The organism is Streptomyces sp. NPDC051018, assembly GCF_044456085.1.
GTDB lineage: Bacteria > Actinomycetota > Actinomycetes > Streptomycetales > Streptomycetaceae > Streptomyces.
Window position 1 is genome coordinate 262,765 of record NZ_JBITFN010000001.1, and the last position, 25,412, is coordinate 288,176.

Here is a 25,412-nt window from a genome sequence, read left to right on the forward strand (position 1 = left end):
CGCAGTTGAGAAGGGGGCCGTGAGTGACCGCTGAGGCCATCGAGGCCGGCCCTCAGGGGGGTCGTACGGGCTCGCGCTCCGGCAGCGGACCATCCGGCGACGACGGCCGTCCGCTGCGTATCGCCCTCCTGACCTACAAGGGCAATCCGTTCTGCGGCGGCCAGGGAGTCTACGTCCGCCATCTCTCGCGCGAGCTGGCCCGGCTCGGCCACAGCGTCGAGGTCATCGGCGCCCAGCCCTACCCCGTACTCGACGAGGGCGTGCCGCTGACCGAGCTGTCGAGCCTCGATCTGTACCGCAGCCCCGACCCCTTCCGTACGCCCGCCCGGAGCGAGTACCGCGACTGGATCGACGCCGTCGAGGTCGCCACGATGTGGACGGGCGGCTTTCCCGAACCGCTGACCTTCTCGCTGCGGGCGCGCCGTCATCTGGCAGCGCGGCGGGGCCGGTTCGACGTCGTCCACGACAACCAGACGCTCGGGTACGGGCTGCTGGGAGACCTCGGCGCGCCGCTGGTCACCACCATCCACCACCCCATCACGGTGGACCGGCGGCTGGAGCTGGACGCGGCCGGGACCCGGCGCCGGCGGGCCTCCGTACGCCGCTGGTACGGCTTCACCCGGATGCAGAAGCGCGTGGCGCAGCGCCTCCCGTCCGTCCTGACGGTCTCCGGCTCCTCCCGGCGGGAGATCGTGGAGCATCTGGGCGTACGGCCCGAGCTCGTTCATGTGGTCCACATCGGCGCCGACACCGGCCTCTTCTCGCCGGATCCGGCGGTCGCCGAGGTGCCCGGGAGGATCGTCACCACCTCCAGCGCCGATGTGCCCCTCAAGGGGCTGGTCCATCTCGTGGAGGCGCTCGCCAAGATCCGTACCGAGTATCCCGGGGCGCATCTCGTCGTCGTCGGCAAGCGCGCCGAGGACGGGCCGGTCGCCCGGCTGATCGAGCGTTACGGGCTGGGGGGCGCGGTCGAGTTCGTCAAGGGCGTGGCGGACGAGGAGCTGGTCGACCTGGTGCGCGGCGCCCAAGTCGCGTGTGTGCCCTCGCTGTACGAGGGGTTCTCGCTGCCCGCGGCGGAGGCGATGGCCACGGGCACCCCGCTGGTCGCCACCACCGGGGGAGCGATCCCCGAGGTCACGGGCGCCGACGGGGAGACCTGTCTGGCCGTGCCGCCCGGCGACGCGGGCGCGCTGGCGTCGGCGATCGGACGGCTGCTCGGCGACCCGGAGCTCAGAGCGCGGCTGGGGGCGGCGGGGCGGCAGCGCGTACTGGACCGGTTCACCTGGGCGAAGGCGGCGCAGGGGACGGTGGAGCTGTACCGGGCGGCCGTCGCCGGGGCAGCCCGGTGACGGCCGCCCGGGTCCGCCGACGCTCGCCCCCGTGCCCGTGCCGCGCACCCCGCCCCGGACCGGCCCCGCGGGAACGACCGCGGAGTGCGCACACGCGGTGATCGCGTACACCACGGGACCGCCACCCGTACCACCCCTCGACTCGACCGTGAAGGCAGGACCGCGTGCTGACCGTCGACTTCTCCCGATTCCCGCTCGCCGCGGGCGACCGTGTCCTGGACCTCGGATGCGGCGCCGGACGGCATGCGTTCGAGTGCTACCGGCGCGGCGCGCAGGTCGTGGCGCTCGACCGCGACGGCGCGGAGATCCGCGAGGTCGCCAAGTGGTTCGCCGCCATGAGGGAGGCGGGCGAGGCCCCCGAGGGAGCGACCGCCGCCGCGATGGAGGGCGACGCGCTCAACCTCCCCTTCCCCGACGCCTCCTTCGATGTCGTGATCATCTCCGAGGTCATGGAGCACATCCACGACGACAAGGGCGTACTCGCCGAGATGGTGCGCGTCCTGCGGCCCGGCGGCCGGATCGCGATCACCGTCCCCCGGTACGGCCCCGAGAAGGTCTGCTGGGCGCTCAGCGACGCCTACCACGAGGTCGAGGGCGGGCACATCCGTATCTACAGGGCCGACGAGCTGCTGGGCAGGATCGAGGAGGCGGGGCTCGTGCCGTACGGAACCCATCACGCCCATGGTCTGCACAGCCCCTACTGGTGGCTCAAATGCGCCTTCGGCGTGGACAACGACCAGGCCCTCCCGGTGAAGGCGTACCAGCGGCTCCTGGTCTGGGACATCATGAAGAAGCCCCTGGCCACCCGGCTGGCGGAGCAGGTGCTCAACCCGCTGATCGGCAAGAGTTTCGTGGCGTACGCGACCAAGCCGCAGCTGCCCCGGGCCCGGGCGTGACGACCCCCCGGACCGAACACCTCGTCCTGCCGGGGGTGCTGACGGCCGATCAGGCCGCCGAGACCGTGGCGGGGATCCTGGCGGCCCAGCGCGACGACGGCGCGATCCCGTGGTTCCGCGGCCACCATCTCGACCCCTGGGACCACACCGAGGCGGCGATGGCGCTGGACGCGGCCGGTGAGCACGAGGCCGCGGCCCGCGCGTACGCCTGGCTGCGGCGCCACCAGAACGACGACGGGTCCTGGTACGCGGCCTACGACGACGGTGACGCGCTGCGGCCCACCGACCTCGGCCGGGAGACGAACTTCGTCGCCTATGTGGCCGTCGGGGTCTGGCACCACTACGTGGCCACCGGCGACGAGCCGTTCCTCGACCGGATGTGGCCCGTCGTCCGCGCGGCGATCGCGTTCGTGCTGCGGCTCCAGCAGCCGGGCGGCCAGATCGGCTGGAAGCGCGAGGCCGACGGTCGGGCCGTGAACGACGCGCTGCTGACCGGGAGTTCGTCGATCCACCACGCGCTGCGGTGCGCCCTCGCGCTCGCCGACGAGCGGGAGGAGCCCCAGCCGGACTGGGAGCTGGCCGCGGGCGCGCTCGCGCACGCCGTCGCCGGCCACCCCGAGCGCTTTCTCGACAAGAGCCACTACTCCATGGACTGGTACTACCCGGTGCTGGGCGGCGCGGTGACCGGGGCGGCGGCCACCTCCAGGATCGCGGAGCGCTGGGACGAGTTCGTCGTACCGGGGCTGGGTGTGCGGTGTGTCCTGCCCAACCCCTGGGTCACCGGCGGCGAGAGCTGTGAACTCGCCCTGGCCCTCTGGGTGATGGGCGAGTCCGACCGGGCGCTGGAGATCCTCCAGTCCCTCGGGCATCTGCGTGCCGACGGCGGGATGTACTGGACGGGGTACGTCTACGACGACCGGGCAATGTGGCCCGAGGAACTGACCACCTGGACGGCCGGATCGCTGCTGCTGGCGGTGGCCGCGCTCGGGGGGGACGAGGCGACCACCGCCGTCTTCGGCGGTGAGCGGCTGCCACGCGGACTCGCGCCCGACTGCTGCGCGCAGGCCCGGGGCTGACGCCCACCGCGGTCCTGGGGGCCGGAACCGGTCGGTCAGTGGCGGCGCAGCCGGCCCGCCACGGCGTGGCCGACGAAGAGATAGACCACGGCGGCGAGACCGTACCCGGCGACGACGCGCGCCCACGCCTCGTCGAAGGTGAACAGGTCGTACGACCAGCCCGCCAGCCAGCGAGCGACGTCCTGGACGAAGGAGACCAGGTCGTTGGCCCGGTTGGCGTCCAGCAGATACATGAGAATCCACAGGCCGATGATCACGGCCATGACATCCGCGACGATCGCGATGACGGTCGCGGCCCGATGCATTCCGCTTCTACGAGGACTCATGTCCGGCGGGTTGCCGCTCCTGCCCGTGTGAAACCTCCGCGGATTCGGAGGGTTTGGCGCGGCCGGGGACGGTGTGCCAGTGGCGGGTGGACCGGCCGGGGGCTTGGCGCGCGGTGGGGAGCGGTCGGGGACGAGACAACGGAGAGCGCGTGGACCGACCGGGTGGCGGGGTGCCGGCCGAAGGGTGACGGGGGCCGGCCGCCGGTGTCCCGACGGCCCGGCCGCCGGCACACCGGGAGCCCGGCCGGCCCCCAACCCCCGCCCCTACAGCGCCAGTTCCGCCAGCACCCGCAGCGTCGGACGGTCCGGCGAGGTCACCAGCAGATCGGTGACCGGGCCCGCGCGCCACGACTCCAGCCGCTCGGCTATCCGTTCGCGCGGTCCGACCAGCGAGATCTCGTCGGCGAAGGCGTCCGGCACGGCGAGCACGGCCTCCTCCCGGCGGCCCTCGGCGAACAGCCCCTGAATGTGCCGGGCCTGACCCTCGTACCCCATCCGGGCCATCAGATCCGCGTGGAAGTTGCGCGCCGAGTGCCCCATCCCCCCGATGTAGAAGCCGAGCATCGCCTTGACCCGCAGCAGGCCCTCCGCGATGTCGTCACAGAGCTGCGCCCGCACCAGCGGGGCGATCAGAAAGCCGTCCCCCAGTTCCGTCAGCGACGCCCGGTAGACGTCGGTGCGCAGCGGGGACCAGTACAGCGGGAGCCAGCCGTCGGCGATCCGGGTCGTCTGCGCGATGTTCTTCGGGCCCTCCGCCCCGAGGAGCAGCGGCAGATGGGCCCGCAGCGGGTGGGTGATGGGTTTGAGCGGTTTGCCGAGGCCGGTCGCGTCCTCGCCCGCGTACGGATGGGAGTGGAAGCGGCCGGTCAGTTCGACGGGCCCTTCGCGCCGCAGGACCTGGCGGATGACCTCGACGTACTCACGGGTCGCGGTGAGCGGGGAGGCGGGGAACGGGCGGCCGTACCAGCCCTCCACCACCTGTGGTCCCGAGAGCCCGAGGCCCAGCATCATGCGCCCGCCCGAGAGATGGTCCAGCGTCAGCGCGTGCATCGCGGTGGCGGTGGGGGTGCGAGCGGCCATCTGCGCCACGGCCGTGCCGAGCCGGATCCGCGAGGTGCCGGCGGCGATCCAGGTCAGCGGGGTGAAGGCGTCGGAACCCCAGGCCTCGGACGTCCACACCGAGTCGTAGCCGAGCCGCTCGGCCTCCTGGGCGAGTTCGAGGTGGCCGGGGGAGGGACCGCGGCCCCAGTAGCCGAGAGCGAGTCCCAGTCGCATGCAGCCGCCTCTCCTCCAACAAGATCTGATGATGTGTCAGATCATGGTGTCGGCAGGGTAGACGAACGGCCCCTCGCCCGGAAGGGAGAGGGGCCGTTCGCCGGAAAGGTGCGTCTTCCCCGGAAGGACGTCGCACGGCTGTCCGTACGGGGAGGTGTGCGTGTGCCGTCAGCCGTCGTCAGCCGCGCTGGATGCCCGAGGTGTCCTGGAGCACGCCCCGGCGGCCGTCCTGCGTCTGGGCGATCAGACCGGAGCCGCGCTGCTCGACCGCCAGGTACCAGGTGCCGGGCGCGAGTTCGGCGATCGGGGCGGACGAGCCGTCCTCGCCGTACAGCGGGCGGGCCACCGGCACGGCGAACCAGAACGGCGAGAAGTCCGGGGCCCCGCCGGGCGCGCCCGCACTCGGGGCGGCCGGACCGGGCTGGCCCGGCTGCTGTCCGCCGAACTGCTGCTGGGGGGGCTGCCCTCCGCCGAACGGGGGCTGCTGCTGACCGCCGCCCGGGTAGCCGTAACCGCCCTGCTGCTGGCCGCCCGGGTAGGGGGCCGGGGAGGGGGAGGCGGGGCGCGGGGCCCCGACGAGCGGAGCCTTGAACGCGGGCACGAGCTGGCCGCAGACCGCGCCCGCCGCGAGCAGCAGCGCGGCGATGAATCCGAGGATGAGGCCGGTACCGGAGTCCGGGCTGAAGCCCTCGGCGTTCAGCGACCCCCCGGGGTCGAAGATCGCTCCGAGCGCGGACCACGCGGTGAAGACCGCGGCGACGAGGCCGATGTGGCCCAGCTCGACACCCAGGACCTTCGGCGCCTGCGGCAGCAGATGTGACAGCGCGATCAGTGCGGCGGCGATGATTCCGCCGAGGTAGACACCCAGAAGCAGGGACCCGTTGTCCCAGGCGTTCGGCACGTTGTCGCAGCCGCTTCCGGAGCAGTCGAACGTGTCGAGGAACGAGGCGATGAACAGCAACACCGCTGCTCCGATCACCACGCCATCGCCTCGAGTGAGGGAGCGGATGTTCACGTAAAAATCCTTCGTCGGTCGTCTCGGGTCGTCTCATCGGGGCGGTCGTCGCTGCCGCCGTGCGAGCGGTGCGCGCGGCGCGGACTTCGGGGGTGACTCCCCGGCGTAGGGGTGAATCTATCGTCTGCCCGAACCGATCGTCTGCCCGGTATCGGGAGTTCCCTCTGTTCGGAGGCCCGAACGGGGTCCGGAGGGAACCCGGCCGGGCTCGGATCGGGATCCTGTCATCCCTGCCCCAGAAGATGGGCGCGGACACCTCTGGCGATTCCCCGGGCCGCGCTCTGCCGCCAGCCCGAGTTCGTCAGGAGGGCGGCGTCCGCCGGGTCACGCATATTGCCGCATTCGATGAACACTTTGGGCACGGTGGACAGATTGAGTCCGCCCAGATCCTTGCGTACGTCGAGCCCGGTGCCGCCTCCGACATAGTTGGACGGCGCGGTCCCGGTGGTGCGGCTGAACGCCTTCGCGATGCTTTCGCCCAGGTCACGGGAGGGGTCGACGATGGCCGATGTGTCGGCGGAGCCCTGACGGACCAGGCCGGGCAGGATCACGTGGAATCCCCGGTTGCCCTTGGCCGAGCCGTCGGCGTGCACGGAGACGACGGCGTCGGCGCGCGCGTTGTTGCCGATACGCGCCCGCTCGTCGATACAGGGGCCGAACGCACGATCGCCGTCATGGGTGAATTCGACCGTCGCGCCCTCTTTTTCGAGCAGCTTGCGCAGACGTTCGGATACATCGCGGGTGAATGCGGCCTCGGTGTAACCGTCATCGGTGGACGTACCCGTTGTGTCGCATTCCTTGCGGTTGGTTCCGATGTCCACGAGCTTATTGATCTCGACCGTATGCCGGAAATTACCGGGATTGTGTCCCGGGTCGATCACCACGACCTTGCCGGAGAGACGGCCCTTCCCCGCGGACGGGGAAGACGACCGCCCGTCGGACGGTGGGGCGGCGGGGCCGGGTTTGGCGTCGCCGTCGTCGGGGTCGCCGGTTCCGCCGGCGGAACCGCCCTCGGGGTCCACGCCCGCTCCCGTGCTGGGAAGCGCCTTCGGCGGACTCGGCTCGTCCGGGCCGTCCATCGCCTGCCAGACCAGCCAGCCGACCAGGGCGCTCGGCACCAGGGCGCCGATCGCGACGGCGAGGGTACCGCGCCTGCGCGGGCGTCCGGGTTCCTCGTCGTGGAGCCCGCCGCGAGGTCCGCCGTGGTCCCCGTTCTGGTGGTACCGGTGCTGGTCGTCTGGCTGGTTCTGGTCGTACGACACGTCCGCGATGCTAGCCCGGAGGGTCAGCTTCCCGGTGCCGTACGCCGAAGGACGCGCAGCGAGTCCGTCGCGGACACCTCGGTGAACGCGCCCGACGCGAGCGCCCGCAGATAGACGCGGTACGGCGCCCGGCCCCCGTCGGCCGGGTCCGGGAACACATCGTGGATCACCAGCAGCCCGCCGTCGGCGAGATGCGGCGCCCAGCCCTCGTAGTCGCCGCCCGCGTGCTCGTCGGTGTGGCCGCCGTCGATGAACACCAGCCCGAGCGGTGTCCCCCACACCCGCGCCACCTGCGGGGACCGGCCGACGACGGCGATCACATGGTCCTCGAGCCCGGCCCGGTGCAGGGTGCGGCGGAAGTCCGGCAGGGTGTCCATCCGGCCGACCTCGGGATCGACCAGGGACGGATCGTGGTACTCCCAGCCGGGCTGCTGCTCCTCGCTGCCCCGGTGGTGGTCGACGGTCACGGCCGTCGTCCCCGCCGCGCGGGCCGCGTCGGCGAGCAGGATCGTCGAGCGCCCGCAGTACGTCCCCACCTCCAGCAGCGGCAGCCCCAGCGCGCCCGCCCCGGCCGCGGCGGCGTAGAGGGCGAGCCCTTCGCGGAGGGGCATGAACCCCTTGGCGGCCTCGAACGCGGCGAGGACCTCCGGACCGGGCACCACCCGCCCGGTGGTCACCCGCCCGGACGGCTGTGGTGGGGGCGCGGTGCTCATGGGCGGGTTCCTCCTGGTCGTACGGGCGTCAGGGCCGGGGCGGCCCGGCCGCAGCCCATGGTGCCGTACCCGTCCCGCCGGCGGTCGCCCGTGGGACGTACCCTCCTGCCGGCGGCCGGCCGTTGCCGTACCCCGCCGGCGGACGGCCGACGCGGGAGCGGCCCGGTGTGCGCGGCGGTGGGCGAAGTCCCCCGGGACCGGTCGGCGGTCCGGAAACATCGGCATCTGACCTACCGTCAGATTGTAACGTGTTCTACTCTGCGGCTCATGGGCATCGGAATCACGCACGAACACCGGGAGTTGGCCGGCGCCGTCCGCGGCTGGCTGGCGCGCGCCGCGCCGCCCGAGGAGGTGCGCAAGCTCCTCGATGTGCCGTCCGCCGGGCTCGGCCGGCCCGGACACTGGGACGGGGCCGCCGGACAGGGGCTTCTCGGGGTCCATCTTCCCGAGGAGTACGGAGGCGGGGGCGGCACCCTGCTCGATCTGGCCGTCGTGCTGGAGGAGACGGGCCGGGCGGGGCTCCCGGGACCGTACCCGATGAGCGCGCTCGCCGCCGCACTGCTGTGCCGCGCGGGCCGGTACGGCCTGGTCGCCGAGTTGGCGGAGGGCCGCAGGATCGGGTCCGTGGCCCTCGGCCCGGGGACGCTCACCGCGGTACGGGACGCGGACGGCGGTCTGCTGCTGGACGGCACTGCCCCTCCCGTACTGGCGGGCGCGCAGGCCGATCTGCTGCTGCTCGCCGCGGAGTCCGCGGACGGCACGGTGTGGGCGGCCGTCGACGCGGACGCCCTCGCCGTCCGCGCCCAGGAGAGCGCGGACCCCACCCGTCCGACCGCCGAGGTCACCGCCCACGGTGTCGCCGTGCCGCCCGCCCGCGTCCTGGCGATCGGCACTCCCCTCGTACGGGACCTGGCGTCCGTGGTCCTCGCGGCCGAGGCGTGCGGGGTGGCGGCCCGCGCCCTGGAGACAGCGGTGTCCCACGCCAAGGTCCGGGAGCAGTTCGGGCGTCCCATCGGCCGGTTCCAGGCGGTCAAGCATCTGTGCGCGGAGATGCTGATCCGGCTGGAGCAGGCACGCGCCCTCACCTGGGACGCGGCCAGGGCGGCGGGGGCCGTGGAGGGCAGTCGGGCGGCCTCCACCGCATCCGGCCGGCACACCGGCCCCACCGCGGGCGCCGACCGGGCCCCGGACACCGGCCCCGGCCGGCTCACCGGCCGCACACCACACGCCACCCCCGACCGGCACGCCGACCCCACCGCAGGCGCCGACCGCGCCCCAGGCGCACACGCCAACCCGACCCCGGGCGCCGACCAGACCCCCCAGGCGGGGCGCCTTCCGTATACGTCCCCCGGAGCCGGGCCGGGGGACGGGGACCCCTCACGCGCCTTCTCCCTCGTCGCCGCCCTCGCCGCCGGAACCGCCCTGGACACCGCCTACGGCTGTGCGAAGGACTGCATCCAGATCCTCGGCGGCATCGGCTTCACCTGGGAGCACGACGCCCATCTCGGGCTGCGCCGCGCCCTGGTCGCCCGGCAGCTCCTCGGCCCGGGGGACACCCATCGCCTGCGGGCCGTACGCCTCGCCGCCGAGGGGGTGCGGCGGGAACTGCGGATGGAACCGCCCCCCGGGGCACCGGCCCTCCGTGAGCGGATACGGGAGGCCGTGGCCGCGGCCCGAGGGCTCGGCCCCGCCGACGCCCGCCGCGCGCTCGCCCCCGCCGGGCTCGCCGCCCCCCATCTCCCGCCACCGTACGGGCTCGGCGCCGGCCCCGTCGAGCAGCTCGCCGTCGAACGGGAACTGAGCGACGCCGGTGTCACGATCAGCGCCCTCGGCATCGCCACCTGGGTCGTCCCCTCACTCCTCGCGTACGGCACCGACGAGCAGAAGGAGCGCTTTCTGCCGCCGACCCTGCGCGGTGACCTCCTGTGGTGCCAGCTCTTCAGCGAACCCGGCGCCGGTTCCGACCTCGCCTCCCTGCGCACCCGGGCCGAACACACGCCCGACGGCTGGCGGATCAACGGCCAGAAGGTGTGGACGAGCGCCGCTCTCTGGGCGGACCACGGCATCCTGCTCGCCCGTACCGGATCCGGCACCTCCCGGCACGAGGGGCTGACCTACTTCATCGTCGACATGAAGAACACCGACGGCATCGACATCCGCCCCCTGAAGGAGATCACCGGCGACTCCCTCTTCAACGAGGTGTACTTCGAGGACGCGCTCCTCCCGCACGACGCCGTCGTCGGAGAGGTGCACGACGGCTGGAAGGTCGCCCGCAACACCCTCGGCAACGAGCGGGTCCACATGGCCGACCAGATGGCCTTCGACTCCGGACTCGAAGCGCTCATCGAACGGGCGCCCGCCCTGGACGGCGCGTACCGCGCCCGGATCGGCGCGCTGGCCGCCGAGGCCCACGCCCTCGGCTGTATCGGACTGCGGACGACGATGCTCCAGGTGTCGGGGCTCGAACCCGGCGCGGGCGCCTCCGTGCGCAAGCTCGTCCAGACCCTCCACCAGCAGCGGACCGCCGAACTCACCCTCGAACTCCTCGGCCCCGAGGGCGCGGTGTGCGAGGGCGCGGGGGAGGGGGCCGTCCGGGGGCTGCTGATGTCACGGTGTCTGACCATCGCGGGCGGCACCACCCAGGTCCAGCTCAATGTCGTCGCCGAGCGCATCCTCGGCCTTCCCCGGGACTGACCCGGGGACCGACCGACCCAAGGAGAACCAGCCGTGAAGAGCTATGTCGTCGGCGTCGGAATGACGGCGTTCGAGAAGCCCGAGTCCCGGGACCGGCAGTACTGGGACCTCGCCGAGGAGGCGGGTTCCCGCGCGCTCGCCGATGCCGGGATCGCCTACGGGGACGTCCAGCAGGTCACCGTCGGCTACTGCTTCCAGCCCTCGACGGCCGGACAGCGCGCGGTCTACGGACTGGGGCTGACCGGGGTGCCCGTCTACAACGTCAACAACAACTGCGCCACCGGCTCGACCGCCCTGATGATGGCCCGTCAGTTCGTGGAGGGCGGTGTCAGCGACTGTGTGCTCGCGCTCGGCTTCGAGAAGATGAAGAGGGGTTCGCTGGGCGGGGCCGATGCGGGCGGGGAGGGCGGCGCGGACTTCGCAGCCTCGCCCGTCGCCCGGCACTACGGGGTGATGGCGGCGGCCCACGGCTTCGAGATGACCCCGCCGACCGCGCAGATCTTCGGGAACGCCGCCCGTGAGCACATGGACCGCTACGGCACCACCGAGGCGCAGCTCGCCGCCGTCGCCGCCAAGAACCACCGGCACTCGGCGAACAATCCGCTCGCCCAGTTCCGGGATGTGTACTCCGTCGACGAGATCCTCGCCGCCCGGACCGTCCACCGGCCGCTGACCAAGCTCCAGTGCTCCCCGACCTCGGACGGATCGGCCGCCGCCGTCGTCGTCTCCGAGCGGTTCGCCGAGGAGCACGGGCTCCGCGAGCGGGCCGTGGAGATCGCCGCCCAGGTCATGACGACCGACACGGAGGAGTCCTTCGCCTCCGGCTCCTGTATCGACGTCGTCGGCCGGCCGATGTCGCGGGCCGCCGCGCGCCGGGCGTACGAGATCTCGGGGCTCGGTATCGAGGACGTCGATGTGATCGAGCTGCACGACTGCTTCTCCGTGAACGAGCTGCTGACCTACGAGGCGCTCGGCCTGTGCGCGGACGGCGAGTCGGGGAAGCTGGTGGAGAGCGGTGCGACGACCTACGGCGGGCGGTGGGTGGTCAATCCGTCCGGCGGGCTGATCTCCAAGGGCCATCCGCTGGGCGCGACCGGTCTTGCCCAGGCGGCCGAGCTGGTCTGGCAGCTGCGCGGTGAGGCGGGCGAACGCCAGGTGACGGACGCGCGGGTGGGCCTCGCCCACAACATCGGTCTCGGCGGGGCGGCGGTCGTCACGGTGCTGCGCAGGGACTGACGGCCTCCCGGGGCGGGGGCGGGCACGGGGTCCGGGCGGGTGCAGGTGCAGGGTGCAGGCGCCTCCGCCTGCCCTGTGCGGACCGGCGCCCTTGTACGGATCGGCGGCGCCCCGGCCGTCGCTCGCGGCACGGGCCGCCGCCGGGACCGTCGGGGGCCGGTGGGTGGTGTACGCCTCGCCGGGGAGACGAAGCGGCCTACGACTCCGGGCCCTGTCTCGTACACCGATATACCGATGTGCCGAGCCCGGGGCGGCTGAGACCATCACGGTCATGGCCCACGCTCCCACAGACCCAGAAGCAGACACGGAAACGAACGAAGACAACAGAGACTCAGCCCTGGACGCGGAGGCCCGGCGGACCGGGACGGCCGAGCGCGCGGGACGGCCCCCGCGTACCTGGCTGGTGCTGCTGGCCGCCTGCGCGGGGCAGTTCCTCGTCGTCCTCGATGTGTCCGTGGTCAATGTCGCCCTGCCGTCGATGCGCGCCGACCTCGGGCTCTCCACCCATGGGCTCCAGTGGGTGCTGAACACCTACGCGATCGCGTTCGCCGGGTTCATGCTGCTCGGCGGGCGGGCGGCGGACATCTTCGGCCGGAAGCGGACCTTCCTGGTGGGACTGGGGCTGTTCACGGCCGCGTCCCTCGCGGGCGGGCTGGCCCAGGAGGGCTGGCAGCTCCTCGCGGCACGCACGGTACAGGGGCTGGGCGCGGCGGTGCTCGCCCCGGCGACCCTCACCATCGTGACCTCCGCCGTGGCGCCGGGCGCCGCGCGCACCCGGGCGATCGGGACCTGGTCGGCGGTGGGCGCGGCGGGCGGTGCGGCCGGGGGACTCGTCGGCGGAGTCCTCACCGATCTGCTGTCCTGGCGCTGGGTGCTGCTGATCAATGTGCCGGTCGGCGCGCTGGTGCTGCTGGGCGCCGCGTTCTGGCTCACCGAGAGCCGGGGCGGCACGGGCCGGCGGCTGGATCTGCCGGGCGCGATGCTCGTCACCGCCGGGCTCGCGGCCGTCGCGTACGGCATCGTCCAGACGGAGGCGTCCGGCTGGACCGCCCCCGCGACGCTGCTGCCGCTGCTCGGCGGGCTGGTGGTGCTGGGGGCGTTCGTGGCGGTCGAGGCGAGGACGCCGGTTCCGCTGATGCCCCTGAAGGTGTTCCGCTCCCGGGCGGTCACCGCGGCCAACGTCACCATGATGGTGATCGGGTCGGCCTCCTTCTCCATGTGGTTCTTTATGACGGTCTACGCGCAGAACGTGCTCGGGTACTCGCCTCTGAAGGCGGGTCTGGCGCTGATCCCCAGCTCGGTGAGCGTCGTCCTCGGCTCCACACTCGCGCCCCGTCTGATGGCACGGGCCGGAGCCACGACCACCGCCGTCATCGGCGCGCTGACCGGCGCGACCGGCTTCGGCTGGCAGTCGATGATGACGGCCGACGGCAGCTATCCGACCACCATCCTCGGCCCCGGCGTGCTGATGATGCTGGGTATCGGGCTCGCCGCCACCCCGCTCGCCGCCCTCGCCACCACGGGCGCGGAACCGGAGGACGCGGGACTGGTCTCGGGCCTGATCAACACCTCACGCACGATGGGCGGCGCCCTCGGCCTCGCCGTCCTCTCCACGGTCGCGGCGTCCCGTACGGCCGGCGGCTCCGCCCCGGCGGACCTCGCGGCGGGATACGCCCTCTCGTTCCGCTGCGGTGCGGGGGCGCTCCTGATCGGTGCGGTGCTGATGCTGTTCTGGCTGCCACGCCGGACGGCGGAGCAGTAGCAGCGGGGGCGTTCGAGGGGGCCGGAGGAGGGCGTACGTACCGCCTTCGTACGGGTGTGAGAGGCGGCCCGGCCGATCGCGGACGCCGGGCGGGCGGCTGGGCCTCGGAAGGGGCGGTACGGCGGGCCCGGCGTGCGGTCAGAGCGCCGGGCCGCCCCCGCCGCCCGGTCCGGCGGCGGCGGTGAGGGCCGGATCCACCACGGTCTCCCCGGTGGTCACCCGCCGGATCGACCGGGCGAGGTCCTCGACGGGGCCGTCCTTGACGAGCAGCCCCGTCGCCCCCGCCTCCAACGCCCGCAGCAGATATCCGGGCGGCCCGGACGTGGCCATGATCACGACCCGGCAGTCCGGTACCTCCTCCCGCAGCAGGGTGGCGGCTTCCAGCCCGCTGCACCCGGGCAACTCGGTGTCCAGCAGGGCGACATCGGGCCGCCGCTCCAGTGCCGTCCGTACGATCTCGTCCCCCCGGTCCACCTGGGCGACGACCTCGATGTCCGGTTCCATCCCGAGCAGCAGCGCCAGCGCGCCCCGCGTCACGGCCGGTCCCTCCGCCAGAAGAACCCGTACCGAAGTGGCCGGGCGGTGATCCCGGGGCATCTCTTCCATGGGGTCAGGTTATGGCCGAGCCCCGCCGAAGCAGCGGAAACGCGGCCCGGGCACGGCGAGTCCACCGGGACCCGCGTGCGCTGCTACGGCGTCCGTTTCGCGTTGCTCAGCAGCTCGGCTGCTTCGGTGCGGCCGAGTTCCCGGGCAAGGGTCAGGGGCGTATGTGAGGTGAGCCGCAGGCCCTGGTGCGTTGGGTCGTCCGGACGCGCGTCGGGGTCGCCGCCGGCTTCCACGAGAAGCCGCAAGGCTTTGAGCGCGTTCGGGTAGTAGGAGGCGGCCGCGTCGTGGAGCGGTGTGCGGCCGTCCTCATCGGCCGCGTTGGGGTCGGCTCCCACGGCGAGGAGGGCCTCGACGACGTCGGGCGCGATGTCGGGTCCGGGGATGACGTGCAGGTTGTGGTTGAGAGCCAGATGCAGGGGTGTGGTGCCGGCGCTCAGTTCGCGGAAACTGTCACAGTGCCGTTGAGGGTGGCGGTATTTCCAGGGAATCTCGCAGGTCTCGTGGAGTGCCGCGCTCGGGGCGGCGCCGGCTTCGGCCAGGGCTCGTACGACGGTGGGGGAACGGCCGATGACGGCCAGGTGCATAGGGGTGAGCCCCGAGTCGTCGAGCGGGCCGAGCGTCGGTTCGCCGGCCAGGGCTTCCCGGACGGCGGCGAGGTCTCCGAGCGCGCAGGCTCGCGGGAAGAGGTCCTCCGGGGACGGCGGTGGCACGGCCTCCAGGGTCGCGAGCATGCTCGACAGGGGATCCGGTTCGGGGATCCCGTCCTCGTCCATCCAGTCGTGGTCGATCTCGTAGACGGGCGGGTCGCCCGTTCCGGCCTCATCGAGATCGATCAGCCAGTAGAACTGGGTGCTCGTCATGCCTATGAAGAGCCACGCCCGCCCGCCTGGCCCTTCCTCGTTCTCGATTTCGAGCAGCATCGGGAACTCGATCGGTCCGCTGTCGTCCTCGTCGAGGAGGACGTGAGCCTCGGGCCAGTCGATCGACAGCAGGGCCTGAATCCCGGCCGGGACCTGCCGGTCGCCCACGGGGGTCGTGACCGTCCACCCGTCCCGTGGCACGGTGCCTCGCAGGCACCGTGGTGCGAAGTCTTCAGGCACGGTGCCTCGTAGGCGCTCCAGTTGGCGCAGTACTTCGGGGTGCAGCCCCCCGGCCGATCGCCCCGGTGACGCGGCGGGGGCGGAACGCTCGGGTGTCGTGTCGTTCACGGGTTCTTTCCTTCCCGGGCTTGCCCGGATTCCTCACCGGGGCTTGCCCGGACTCTCTGCGGTCCCGGGCCGGGAGCGCAGGCTTGAGCCGGATCCGGCTGAACGGGGCCGTTCTCGGCGGCGGGCACCGCTGGGGGCGGTGGTCAGGGCCGCGATGCCGTCACCGGCGGGTGGAGGTTGATCCGCACGCGCGGAGTTGCCGCAGATGATAGGGGATCGTCCGTGGGACGGCTTCAGACAGCTCCGGCGTCGTCGCTCCGTCGGCCGCCCACCCAGGCCCGAGATCGGCTGGGCGCACGATCCGGCATGGATGTTCCCCGGCTCCCGGGCGCCCGGGACCTCCCGGCGGGTCCTGACCGTCCGGAGCCGGCGGGTCGCGGGGCCGGAGGATTCGCGGGGTTCCGCACGTCCGGCTCCGGCCGGGCCCGCCGGGAGCCACTGAACAGTGCCCACGATCCCCCGCCTCACCCTCCTCTGCTTCTGACTGGTCGTCATGCCAATTTCTGACACGACGTCAGCTCTCTTCCCAAGTGTTGGGGCCTGCGTTATACATAGGCCAACCGGCCCTAGAACGCGTTCTAGAACGGGCGCCGGAGCCGGTCCCGTACGACCTCGGTGCGGCCGACGGTGCGGACGGCCGCGCCGAGGTCTTCCACAGCACGAGCGCACGACAGCACGACCGTCCGCCGGAGCAGCAAGGAGCAGCATCGTCATGCCCATTGATCCCGAGAGGGCCCTCGCCGCCGAACCCCGCAGCGCCGAGATCAGCTGGGACCACAAGGACGTCCAGCTCTACCATCTCGGCCTCGGCGCGGGCGTCCCCGCCACCGATCCCGACGAACTGCGCTACACCTTCGAGTCGCGGCTCCATGTGCTGCCCAGCTTCGCGACCGTCGCCGGAGCGGGCAAAGGCATCGCGGGCGGCCTCACCGGCCCCGGCCTCGACATCGACCTCACCTCCGTGCTCCACGGCGGTCAGACCGTACGGCTGCACCGGCCCATCCCGCCCGTCGGGACCGCCGTGTCGGCCACCCGGGTCGTGGGCGCCTACGACAAGGGGAAGGCAGCCGTCCTGGTCCTGCGCACCGAGGCGTCCGACCCCGACGGCCCGCTGTGGACGAACGAGTCCCAGATCTTCGTCCGGGGCGAGGGCGGCTTCGGCGGCGACCGGGGACCCTCCGTCCGCACCGGACTTCCCGACCGTGACCCCGACAAGACCGTGGAGAAACCGGTCCGCGAGGACCAGGCCCTGCTCTACCGGCTCTCCGGCGACCTCAACCCCCTGCACGCGGACCCCGGGTTCGCCGCGCTCGCCGGATTCGACCGGCCCATCCTGCACGGCCTCTGCTCGTACGGAATGACGCTCAAGGCGGTCGTCGACACCCTGCTCGGCGGGGAGGTCGCCCGGGTCCGCTCGTACACCACGCGCTTCGCCGGGATCGTCTTCCCCGGCGAGACCCTGCGCATCCGGATGTGGGCCGGTGACGGCCGCGTCCAGGTCGCCGTCACCGCGGCTGAGAGGGACGACGCGCCCGTGCTCGCGGACACCGTCGTCGAGCATGCCTGACAGCGTTCGTCCGAACGGCGCGTTCGTCCGTAGGGGAGCATCCGCCCGTACAGCGCGTCCGGCCGTACGGGGCGTTCCGCCGTACGAAGGCTTCGACCGTACGAGGGGCGACCGTACGGGAAGGGGCCCGTACACCGCTCCGGCCCCGCGCGCCCGGCCTACACCACGACCGGACGGCGACCACGGACGGGTGTGCGGGCAGCAGCCGGCAGCCAGGGGCAGTCCGACGTACCGACAGTCCAACGAAGAGGAGCCGCACCGTGCGCGCAGCCGTACTGCACGAGACCGGGCAGGACAAACTCGAAGTCCTCGACGATGTGGAGGCCGTGGGCTTCGGCCCGGGGAAGGTCAGGATCCGGATCCGGGCCACGGGTCTGTGCCACTCCGACGTCTCCGCGATGAGCGGGGTACTGCCCCAGCCCGTGCCCTTCGTCCCGGGCCACGAGGGCGCGGGGGAGATCCTCGACGTGGGCGACGGTGTGACCCGGGTGAAGCCGGGGGACCGGGTGCTGCTGTGCTGGCTGCCGTCCTGCGGTGAGTGTCCGTCCTGCCGGCGCGGCCAGACCCATCTGTGCCTCGCCGGCTTCATGAACGCCGGCACCCCCAACTTCCGGCGCCCCGCCGGTGATGTCTTCGGCTTCGCCGGTACCGGCACCTTCGCCGAGGAGGTCGTCGTCGACGCCGCGTGCGCCGTGCCGATCCCCGACGACGTTCCGTACGACATCGCCGCCCTGATCGGCTGCGGAGTGACCACCGGACTCGGCGCGGCCGTCAACACCGCCGATGTCGCGGCCGGTTCGTCGGTCGCCGTGATCGGCTGCGGCGGCGTCGGGATCTCCGCCGTCCAGGGCGCCCGGCTCAAGGGCGCCGCCCAGGTCGTCGCGGTCGACCCGGTCGCCTCCCGGCGTGAGTCCGCGCTCCGTTTCGGCGCGACCGAAGCCGTCTCGCCCGAGGAACTGGGCGACGCCAAACAGCGTGTCACCGGCGGCGAGGGCTTCGACTACGTCTTCGAGGTCGTCGGCAAGTCCGCCACGGCGCGGACCGCGTACGAGGCGACGCGGCGCGGTGGCACCCTCTGCATCGTGGGCGCGGGCGCGATGGACGACTTCCTCCAGTTCAACATGTTCGAGCTGTTCTTCGACGAGAAGCGGATCCTGCCGTCGATGTACGGAGGCGGGGACGTGCTCGCCTCCTACGAGCGGGCCATCGCGCTCTGGCGCGCGGGCCGTATCGACCTGGAGGGCCTGATCACCCACCGGGTGCCGCTCGCGCGGGTCAACGACGCGCTGGACCAGATGCGGACGGGGGAGGCCCTGCGCACCTGCATCGAGATCTGAGCCCTGTTCCGGGTCCGGGTCCGGGTCCGCGTACGGGCGGTGCCGAAGCCGGTGCCGGTGCTGGTCGCGGTGTGCGGTGCCGGTCCCGGTGTGGTGCCCGTCGTGGTCCGGTGCCGGAGCCGTGGGTCCCGTCCCCGGGCCGGTGATCTGCCGTCACGGGCCGTCGGTTCATGGGACCGGCGCCCGGCCGTCGGGCCCGGAGCTGCGGTACGGACCACCGCGCCGGTACCGGGGCCGGTGACCGGGAGGCCCGGTCCGTCCGGCCGGGGCATCTGGTAACGGGACCGACCGTCCGGGAACCGGCCCGGGCCGCTTGACGCCCGTACTCCCGGGCCCCGGGCCCCGGGCCCCGGGAGTACGGGAACCAGGACCGGGGGCGCCCGCCGTACATACGCCGTCCGTCCGGGACCCCGGGACCGCTCCGGGCACCCGGGACCGCCCGGACCCGTGGAACCGGTCCTGCGGTGGGAGTCCCGGGACTCCCACCGAGCCGCCCGGCTCCCGCCGGACGCGACAACCCCGCGCCGGGCCCCGGGCCGGGCGACAGACCCTTCCGTCCGGTCGTCCGACCGTGCGCCAGGCCGCCGGACTCCCTGCCCGGCAAGGTGAAAGGAACCCGATGTCACTGCCGAATCTGCCGCTCGACGGACTGTCCGCGATCGTCACGGGAGCGGGCCGCGGCCTCGGGCGCGCGGAGGCGCTCGAACTGGCCCGCCTCGGTGCGAGCGTCGTTGTCAACGACTACGGACAGCCGGGCCGCGACGGCACGGGCGAGTCCTCGGCGACTCCCGCTGAAGAGGTCGCCGAGGAGATCCGCGCGGCCGGGGGCTCGGCCGTCGCACACCACGGCGACGTCTCCGACTTCGAACGGGCCCGTGAACTGATCGGCCTCGCCGTCTCCGCCCACGGGCGGCTCGACATCCTCGTCAACAACGCGGGCATCCTCCGCGACCGGATGATCTTCTCCATGAGCGAGAGCGAGTGGGACTCGGTGATCCGCGTCCATCTCAAGGGGCACTTCAATACGACCCACTTCGCGTCCGTGCACTGGCGGGAGCGCTCCAAGGCGGCCGGAGGCCCGGTCTACGGCCGGATCGTGAACACCTCCTCGGAGGCGTTCCTCGCGGGCTCGGCGGGCCAGCCGAACTACTCGGCGGCGAAGGGCGGCATCGTGGGCCTGACGACCTCCACGGCGCTCGCCCTCGCCAAGTACGGTGTCACGGCGAACGTGATCTGCCCCCGGGCCCGTACGCGTATGACGGAGGACGTCTTCGCGGGCTTCCAGGAGCCGGAGGCGGGCTCGCTCGACCCGCTGGCGCCCGAGCATGTGTCCCCGCTGGTGGGATACCTCGCCTCGCCCGCCGCGGGCGGGGTGAACGGGCAGTTGTTCGTCGTCCACGGCGGCATGGTGGCGATCGTCGAACGCCCCAGGGTGTCCGCCACGTTCGACACCGCCAAGGAGTCCTTCGGCTACGACGAACTGGACGCGCTGCTGACCCCCCACTACGCCTCCCGCCCGCCCGGCGAGACCTTCGCGGCGGCGGAGGTGCTGACCCTGAAGAAGGGCTGAGCCCCGAGCGCGCCGTCCCACGGCACCGGGATGGCCGCGGGGACGTCGCCGGGCCTCAGGCGGTCCGCCGGGAGGGGCCGGGGCCTCGGCCCGGGGCCGGGTGCCGGGTTACTGCCCACGGCACCGGACGGGAGCCCGGCCCACTCGGCTCCGGCCTCTTCCCGGCGCCGGCGGCAGGCTGGCGCCGATGGCGGGCCGGTGCCGATGGCGGGCCGGTGCCGCGCCCGGCCGCGGTTCCCGCCCGCCGGTTCACCACCGGGTGACGAGCGGTGTGGCCGGTTGGTGCCGCTGCCAGACCTCGACGAGGCGGGCGAGGCGCGTGGGGGCGGCGATGCCGCGCACGGTCGCGATCCTTCCGTCGGCGATGTCGAAGGTCACGGCACCGATGACCTGGTCGCCGACCACGAAGAGGACGGCGGGGCCGCCGTTGACGAGCGCGTAGTACACGGCGGGTGTGCCGCCGGCGAAACGCCGTTTCGCGGGTGTGGGCTTGAAGCCGGCGCGGGCGATGGCGGCGATGCGCCGCGGAGTGTCGTACCGCAGCAGCGTCGCGGTCAGGCCGGCGCCGTCGGAGATCGCGGTCGCGTCGTCGGTGAGCAGTGCCACCAGCCGTTCCGTGTGACCCGAGGAGGCGGCGGCGAAGAACTCCTCGACGATCTTGCGGGCGGACGCGGGGTCGGCTTCGCCGCCGCCGCGGCGCGCGGCGGTGATGCGGCGCCGGGCCCGGTGGAGGTGCTGCTGGCTCGCGGAATCGGTGAGGTCGAGGAGTTCGGCGATCTCGGCGTGGCTGTAGGCGAACGCTTCGCGCAGGACGTAGACCGCCCGCTCGGGGGGTGACAGGCGCTCCATGAGGGTCAGTACGGCCAGGGAGACCGATTCGCGCTGCTCGAACGTGTCGGCCGGGCCGAGCATCGGGTCGCCGTCGAGGAGCGGTTCGGGCAGCCAGGCGCCGACGGTGCGTTCTCGGCGGGTCTGTGCCGAGCGGAGCCGGTCGAGGCAGAGATGGGTGACGACTTTGGTCAGCCATGCTTCCGGCGCTCTGATCCGCTGCCGGTCGGCGGCCTGCCAGCGCAGGAACGCGTCCTGTACGGCGTCCTCGGCGTCGGCGGCGGAGCCCAGCAGCCGGTACGCCAGCGAGGCCAGCCGGTTGCGGCTGGCCTCGAACCGGCCGGTGCCGAAGCGATCGGTGTCGGTGCTGTCCACACGGACCACCCTGGGGTCGCGTTCCTACGCCGGGGCCTTGGCGGGGGAGCCGTCCGGTACGGCGGCCAGGCGGTGCTTGCGCCGGGGCATGCAGAAAGTGGGGTGCGAGGTGGCCCACAGCGACATCTTGAGGATGCCCGCCTTGATCCGCGCGGCCTTCCGCCCGCCCACGTACGTCGGTTTGGCCCGCGCCTCGCCGTCGACCGCCTGCAGCATTCCGTCCCGCCGCCCGAGGCTGATGTGGTTGAACGTATAGACCAGTTTGATGTGGGGGACCTTACGGCCGGTCAGGCGTCCCACGATCGCGGCCGTGGCCTGCCTGCCGGTCGAGCCGGCCGAACCGCAGGACATCGGCAGCGGCAGGCCGTTGTCACCGATCGCGTGGACGCTGTCGCCGACGGCGTACACCTCCGGGTGCGAGAGGGACCGCAGGGTGCGGTCGACGACGATCCGGCCGTTCTCGGTGACCTCCAGCCCGCCGGCGGCGGCGATGGGGTTGACCTCGAACCCCGCGGTCCACACGGTCGCGTCGGACGCCACGGCGGTGCCGTCGGCGCACAGCACCCGTGTCGCCTCGACGGTTTCGACGGTGGTGTGCTCCAGGACGGTGATGCCCAGCCGCTCGCAGGCCCGGCGCAGATGGCCGCGGGCTCCGGGGGACAGCCTGGCGCCCAGCTCCCCGTGGGCGATCAGTGTCACCGACAGGCCGGGCCGGGACTCGGCGAACTCGGTGGCGGTCTCGATGCCGGTCAGCCCGTCGCCGACGACCAGCACACTCCCGCCGTCGCCCCGCCTGCCCAGGCTGTCCAGGCGCTCGCGCAGACGCAGGGCCGAGGGCCGCCCGGTGACGTCGAAGGCGTGCTCGGCCACACCGGGGACACCGTGGTCGGCGACGTGGCTGCCGAGCGCGTAGACAAGTGTGTCGTAGCCGAGTTCGCCGCCGCCCTCGTCGTCGGCCAGGGCGACGACCCGGCGCTCGGGGTCGACGGCGGTGACACGGGCCAGGCGCAGCCGTATCGCCGTGCCGGCGAAGACGTCGGCGAGCTTCGGAGCCCGGATCTGCCGGCCGGCGGCGAGTTGATGCAGCCGCAGCCGCTGGATGAAGTCCGGTTCGCCGTTGACCACGGTGATCTCGGTGTCCGCCGGGGACAGCCGGCGGGCCAGGTTCCCGGCCACGTAGGCCCCGGCGTAGCCGGCGCCGAGGATGACGATGCGGTGCTTCATGTGCCGCTCCTGTCTGTTCGCTCGCTCCCGGTGATTGAGCGGAACAGCGCCCCGATTGCTGACAGAAGCTCCCTGTGATGTGGGTCACAGGCGGTGGGGTGGGGGTGCGGGCCGAACCGTACGAGGTGACCTGATGCGATCACCGTCGGCGGTGACGTCATGCTCGCCGGGCGGGACGCGTCCGTGCGACGCGCGGGACGCGTCGGCTTCATACGCGTCGGCTTCGTACGCGTCGGCCGGGGCGCCGCCGGAGAACGGCCGAGCCGGGCCGTCCACGGGTCGGGCCGGACTCCTCCGCGCCGCGCTCAGCCGCCGTACGGAGTGGCTCGCGCCGCTCCGCGCGGGCGCCGTGGTCGCCCTGCGCCCCGAAACCCGCGCCCGCCGGTGCCGCGTTACCGGGCGGAAAGGGGGCCGTACGCCGTCACGTCCTCCGCCGCCCACCCCGGATCGGCCGCATCGGGGCTGTCCCGCCCGCCGGGTCCGCCCCGACGGATCGGCGCGGTGCCGGACGCGGAGGTACTGCCCACGCCGAAGGCGGTGGGGGAGCACCGCGGGAGGGAGGACGTCATCGCGGCCCGGCCGTCCGCAGCCGCCGACGCTCCTGTCTGTCTGCGGCGCTCCGGTCTGCGTGGGACCTTTGCGCGCCGAACCGTCCCGGGCTTCGCGGTGGGCCGGACCGGTCCTGTCCAAATGACGGACCGGTCCTGTCCGCCGGCGGGCCGGCCGTCAGCGGATTCAGGCGCTCCGGCGTCCGGCCCCGGAGTGGGGAGCGGACCGGAGGCGGGAAGCCCGGGAGGGCCCGCGCGGGGTGATACGGATCAGGCCGCCGACCCGGGCCTGCGGTGCTTGCCGTGCGGCTCCTCCTGAGTGTCGTCCCTGGCCGCCCCACCCCTGTGCCTGCCCGCCCCTCCGGCGTCGGGCTCCTCCGTCGACGCCTGCCCCCGCGGGCGTGTCCGGGGTGTGTCGGTCTGTATCTGAGACATGTGGGAGGTTCCCCCGTCGTGGTCGCCGGCCATCGGTGAACTATGTGCAGGCCGGAGAGTTTAGCGAGGCACCGTCCGGCCCCTGAGGGGTGCCTGCTGCAACGGGATCGGTTTGTACATGACCAGCACTTTCGCCGCTCCCGGCGGGAGTTGCGCCGAGGGGGCCACGGCTGCGGGCACTTCGTCGCGGAACACCTCCGCCGCGTCCACCCGCGCGACCCCGCACTCCACCGCCGGTGTGGTGTACGGCAGTCGCAGAACGCCCTCCCGGCTCCAGTGGCCCGCTCCCGGGAACCACCCCTCGGGCGGGGCGAGTCGGTGCAGCCGCCGTCCCGAGGGCCGCCACACGCCCAGGGCGGAGCCACCCGCCCCGGTGTCGATCCGCAGGGCCACCGCGCAGCTCTCGGGCAGGAGCGCCTGGCCCGGCTGGACGGCGAACGGGGTCACCTCGCAGCCGGGCGGCCGCAGACAACCGGGGAAGCGGACCGGACGCCTGCTGCCGAGCACACCCCAGCCCAGGCGGTCCTGGCCCGGCGCGTTCGACCGGATCAGAAGGAGACCGCTGTCGGGCGCGGCCAGCACCAGCCGGTCGTCGCTGTCCTCCGTGATCTGAAGGAGCGGGGTCACCTCGCCGCCGCGCTCCAGGTCGACAGCCACCGCCTTCACCGGGCCGCCGGCCGACCGCCGGTCCAGCGCCAGCATCCGGCCCGTACGGTCCAGCCACACTCCGCCTGAGCAGTACCCCGGCACCTCGGCGACGTGTTCCGGGCCGAACGCGCCTCCCGCCACCAGCCAGATCGCCGTCGACCTCTCCCCGGGCGCCAAGGCGTACACGCGGACGCCGTCCGGCGCGGGCGGGAGGAGCGCGAGTTCCGCCGACTCCACGCCGCCGAGGGGAAGTTCGCCCGTCCCCGGGCCCGTCGGATACAGCAGCGAGAAGAGATGGCGCCCGTCCGCCCGCCGGCGGATCAGGACCCGCCCGTCGGCGAGCGGCAGTACCTCGGTGCCGTGGTCCTCGGGCCGGCCCAGCGGCAGCGGTACGGCGTAGGGCTCCGGCCCGTCGAGCGTCCAGCGCTCGGGGAACAGCGCCTCGCCGTCCCCGGCCAGCAGGGCGGCGTACGCGCCGTCGGCGGAGACCGAGAACCCCCGGCGTACCGTGGCCGGTTGCGCTACGGCGACGGCCGCGGTCATGACGCTTCCGGCCGCCCCGCCGTCCCCGGCGAGGGGGGACCCGCCGTCCTCCGGTACCTCGCCGGTCTCCGGGGCCGAGCCGCCTTCCGCGGTGCCGGAGGGCTCCTCACCGGCGCCGTACGGTGTGCTTCCGGCGATCCCGAAGGTCTCGGCGCCTTCCGCGCCCCCGTCGGTCTCGGTGTCTTCCAGGGGCAGGCCGGTCTCGGCGGCCTCCGGGACCCCGGCGGCCTCGGCAGCCTCCAGGACCCCGGCGGCCTCGACGGCTTCCGCGATCCCGGTGCCTGCCACGGCTTCGACGTGCGGGCCGGTCCCGTCCGGACCGTCGTGCTCGGGGGACCGGACGGTCCCGGTGGTCTCGATGGCACAGGCTGTCATCGGCTCGTCACCTCCGGCCACGAAGCTAGGTTTCGTACTTCCTGCCGAACAACACAAGCCATTCCACTTCACACATAAGGGTGGCGATGCCCGGATTCACCTGAGGAATCGGGAACAAATGTGCTCACCGGGGCCCGATACGCACCGGGGAGCCGCAGTGCGGTGCCTGCCGAGTTCGGGCATTCCCCCGGCCGCGACCGGTGATCCCACGACCGGTCGAGCCGTGGTTCACGACCCGATCCGGCTGCCGCGTCATGGCGGTGCCCATCGGCCCCGGGAGCCGGATCGGAAGCACGGCACGGTCCGTCCACCACTGCGATCCCGCCACGCCGTGCCCGTCGCGAGGTGCACCCTCCCCGCGAACGGCCTTGTCGGCCGCCGGGGCTCGTCCGGTGCCCGGTGCGGGGTCCCAGGGCGGCGGCCGGAAGCCGGGTGGCCTCGGGCGGCGAGGGTGGGAAGAGGGCCGGGAAGAGCCGGTACGGCCCGGGCTGCCGGCGGCTCTCCGCGACCCTGCCCCGCCCGGGCGGGCGAGGCGCCCCCGGCG

At 73.2% G+C, this 25,412-nt stretch carries 18 protein-coding genes and 1 pseudogene; 9 read left to right on the top strand and 10 right to left on the bottom strand.

What is annotated here, in order from left to right:
* Positions 1–23: 23 nt before the first annotated feature.
* The 3 genes from ACIBCM_RS01040 (at position 24) to ACIBCM_RS01050 (ending at position 3,321) form a co-directional block, all read left to right on the top strand.
* Positions 24–1,349 (top strand): glycosyltransferase family 4 protein, encoded by a 1,326-nt coding sequence (locus ACIBCM_RS01040; RefSeq protein ID WP_399238752.1) that lies wholly within the window; start codon positions 24–26, stop codon positions 1,347–1,349.
* 164 nt (positions 1,350–1,513) lie between these two features.
* A complete protein-coding gene (locus tag ACIBCM_RS01045) occupies positions 1,514–2,245 on the top strand; it encodes a class I SAM-dependent methyltransferase (protein WP_399238754.1) in 732 nt (243 codons plus the stop codon).
* Positions 2,242–3,321, top strand: coding sequence for a prenyltransferase (locus ACIBCM_RS01050; RefSeq protein WP_399238756.1), 1,080 nt, complete (start codon positions 2,242–2,244; stop codon positions 3,319–3,321). Before ACIBCM_RS01045 ends, ACIBCM_RS01050 begins: the two co-directional genes overlap by 4 nt.
* A gap of 35 nt (positions 3,322–3,356) precedes the next feature.
* Here the strand turns inward: ACIBCM_RS01050 and ACIBCM_RS01055 are convergent, their stop codons facing one another.
* The 5 genes from ACIBCM_RS01055 to ACIBCM_RS01075 all read right to left on the bottom strand — a co-directional run bounded on the left by ACIBCM_RS01055 (position 3,357) and on the right by ACIBCM_RS01075 (position 7,912).
* Entirely contained in the window at positions 3,357–3,647 is a 291-nt protein-coding gene (locus ACIBCM_RS01055) for a hypothetical protein (RefSeq protein WP_399238758.1), read from the bottom strand.
* A 264-nt stretch (positions 3,648–3,911) separates the two neighbouring features.
* Positions 3,912–4,922 carry an LLM class F420-dependent oxidoreductase gene (locus tag ACIBCM_RS01060; RefSeq protein WP_399238760.1) on the bottom strand — a complete coding sequence of 337 codons (1,011 nt, stop codon included), beginning with the start codon at positions 4,920–4,922 and terminating at the stop codon, positions 3,912–3,914.
* Between the two features lie 178 nt (positions 4,923–5,100).
* Positions 5,101–5,937 carry a hypothetical protein gene (locus ACIBCM_RS01065; RefSeq protein ID WP_399238762.1) on the bottom strand — a complete coding sequence of 279 codons (837 nt, stop codon included), beginning with the start codon at positions 5,935–5,937 and terminating at the stop codon, positions 5,101–5,103.
* Between the two features lie 224 nt (positions 5,938–6,161).
* Positions 6,162–7,199: an N-acetylmuramoyl-L-alanine amidase gene (locus tag ACIBCM_RS01070; RefSeq protein ID WP_399238764.1), complete on the bottom strand. Its 1,038-nt coding sequence runs from the start codon at positions 7,197–7,199 to the stop codon at positions 6,162–6,164.
* A 23-nt stretch (positions 7,200–7,222) separates the two neighbouring features.
* A complete protein-coding gene (locus tag ACIBCM_RS01075) occupies positions 7,223–7,912 on the bottom strand; it encodes a class I SAM-dependent methyltransferase (RefSeq protein ID WP_399238766.1) in 690 nt (229 codons plus the stop codon).
* A gap of 267 nt (positions 7,913–8,179) precedes the next feature.
* Here ACIBCM_RS01075 and ACIBCM_RS01080 point away from each other — a divergent pair, with 267 nt between their 5' ends.
* The 3 genes from ACIBCM_RS01080 (at position 8,180) to ACIBCM_RS01090 (ending at position 13,604) form a co-directional block, all read left to right on the top strand.
* A complete protein-coding gene (locus tag ACIBCM_RS01080) occupies positions 8,180–10,606 on the top strand; it encodes an acyl-CoA dehydrogenase family protein (protein WP_399238768.1) in 2,427 nt (808 codons plus the stop codon).
* A gap of 33 nt (positions 10,607–10,639) precedes the next feature.
* On the top strand, positions 10,640–11,842 hold the full coding sequence (locus ACIBCM_RS01085; RefSeq protein ID WP_399238770.1) for a lipid-transfer protein: 1,203 nt from the start codon (positions 10,640–10,642) through the stop codon (positions 11,840–11,842).
* A gap of 262 nt (positions 11,843–12,104) precedes the next feature.
* Complete coding sequence (locus ACIBCM_RS01090; protein WP_399239785.1) at positions 12,105–13,604, top strand: MFS transporter; 1,500 nt, start codon at positions 12,105–12,107, stop codon at positions 13,602–13,604.
* Between the two features lie 159 nt (positions 13,605–13,763).
* On the opposite strand, the pseudogene ACIBCM_RS01095 reads toward ACIBCM_RS01090, so the two are convergent.
* Together ACIBCM_RS01095 and ACIBCM_RS01100 are read right to left on the bottom strand one after the other, a co-directional pair.
* Positions 13,764–14,210 (bottom strand): annotated as a pseudogene (locus ACIBCM_RS01095) (response regulator); the annotation flags it as partial.
* 83 nt (positions 14,211–14,293) lie between these two features.
* On the bottom strand, positions 14,294–15,418 hold the full coding sequence (locus ACIBCM_RS01100; protein WP_399238772.1) for an ankyrin repeat domain-containing protein: 1,125 nt from the start codon (positions 15,416–15,418) through the stop codon (positions 14,294–14,296).
* Between the two features lie 712 nt (positions 15,419–16,130).
* Between ACIBCM_RS01100 and ACIBCM_RS01105 the strand changes: the two genes are divergently transcribed.
* From ACIBCM_RS01105 to ACIBCM_RS01115, 3 genes are all read left to right on the top strand, one after another.
* A complete protein-coding gene (locus tag ACIBCM_RS01105; RefSeq protein ID WP_399238774.1) occupies positions 16,131–16,985 on the top strand; it encodes a MaoC/PaaZ C-terminal domain-containing protein in 855 nt (284 codons plus the stop codon).
* A gap of 260 nt (positions 16,986–17,245) precedes the next feature.
* Entirely contained in the window at positions 17,246–18,322 is a 1,077-nt protein-coding gene (locus ACIBCM_RS01110) for a Zn-dependent alcohol dehydrogenase (protein WP_399238776.1), read from the top strand.
* A gap of 619 nt (positions 18,323–18,941) precedes the next feature.
* Positions 18,942–19,892, top strand: a complete 951-nt coding sequence (locus tag ACIBCM_RS01115; RefSeq protein WP_399238778.1) for a 3-oxoacyl-ACP reductase — start codon at positions 18,942–18,944, stop codon at positions 19,890–19,892.
* Between the two features lie 249 nt (positions 19,893–20,141).
* Here the strand turns inward: ACIBCM_RS01115 and ACIBCM_RS01120 are convergent, their stop codons facing one another.
* From ACIBCM_RS01120 to ACIBCM_RS01130, 3 genes are all read right to left on the bottom strand, one after another.
* Positions 20,142–21,095 (bottom strand): sigma-70 family RNA polymerase sigma factor, encoded by a 954-nt coding sequence (locus ACIBCM_RS01120; protein ID WP_399238780.1) that lies wholly within the window; start codon positions 21,093–21,095, stop codon positions 20,142–20,144.
* 24 nt (positions 21,096–21,119) lie between these two features.
* Positions 21,120–22,319 carry an NAD(P)/FAD-dependent oxidoreductase gene (locus ACIBCM_RS01125; protein WP_399238782.1) on the bottom strand — a complete coding sequence of 400 codons (1,200 nt, stop codon included), beginning with the start codon at positions 22,317–22,319 and terminating at the stop codon, positions 21,120–21,122.
* A gap of 1,043 nt (positions 22,320–23,362) precedes the next feature.
* Positions 23,363–24,868: a hypothetical protein gene (locus ACIBCM_RS01130; protein ID WP_399238784.1), complete on the bottom strand. Its 1,506-nt coding sequence runs from the start codon at positions 24,866–24,868 to the stop codon at positions 23,363–23,365.
* Positions 24,869–25,412 lie beyond the last annotated feature (544 nt).

What these genes read in the sequence shown, in the direction of transcription:
- ACIBCM_RS01055 (WP_399238758.1), bottom strand. Translation starts at nt 3,647, where the DNA reads ATGAGTCCTCGTAGAAGCGGAATGCATCGGGCCGCGACCGTCATCGCG.
- ACIBCM_RS01060 (WP_399238760.1), bottom strand. Translation starts at nt 4,922, where the DNA reads ATGCGACTGGGACTCGCTCTCGGCTACTGGGGCCGCGGTCCCTCCCCC.
- ACIBCM_RS01075 (WP_399238766.1), bottom strand. Translation starts at nt 7,912, where the DNA reads ATGAGCACCGCGCCCCCACCACAGCCGTCCGGGCGGGTGACCACCGGG.
- ACIBCM_RS01080 (WP_399238768.1), top strand. Translation starts at nt 8,180, where the DNA reads ATGGGCATCGGAATCACGCACGAACACCGGGAGTTGGCCGGCGCCGTC.
- ACIBCM_RS01105 (WP_399238774.1), top strand. Translation starts at nt 16,131, where the DNA reads ATGCCCATTGATCCCGAGAGGGCCCTCGCCGCCGAACCCCGCAGCGCC.
- ACIBCM_RS01115 (WP_399238778.1), top strand. Translation starts at nt 18,942, where the DNA reads ATGTCACTGCCGAATCTGCCGCTCGACGGACTGTCCGCGATCGTCACG.
- ACIBCM_RS01125 (WP_399238782.1), bottom strand. Translation starts at nt 22,319, where the DNA reads ATGAAGCACCGCATCGTCATCCTCGGCGCCGGCTACGCCGGGGCCTAC.
- ACIBCM_RS01130 (WP_399238784.1), bottom strand. Translation starts at nt 24,868, where the DNA reads ATGACAGCCTGTGCCATCGAGACCACCGGGACCGTCCGGTCCCCCGAG.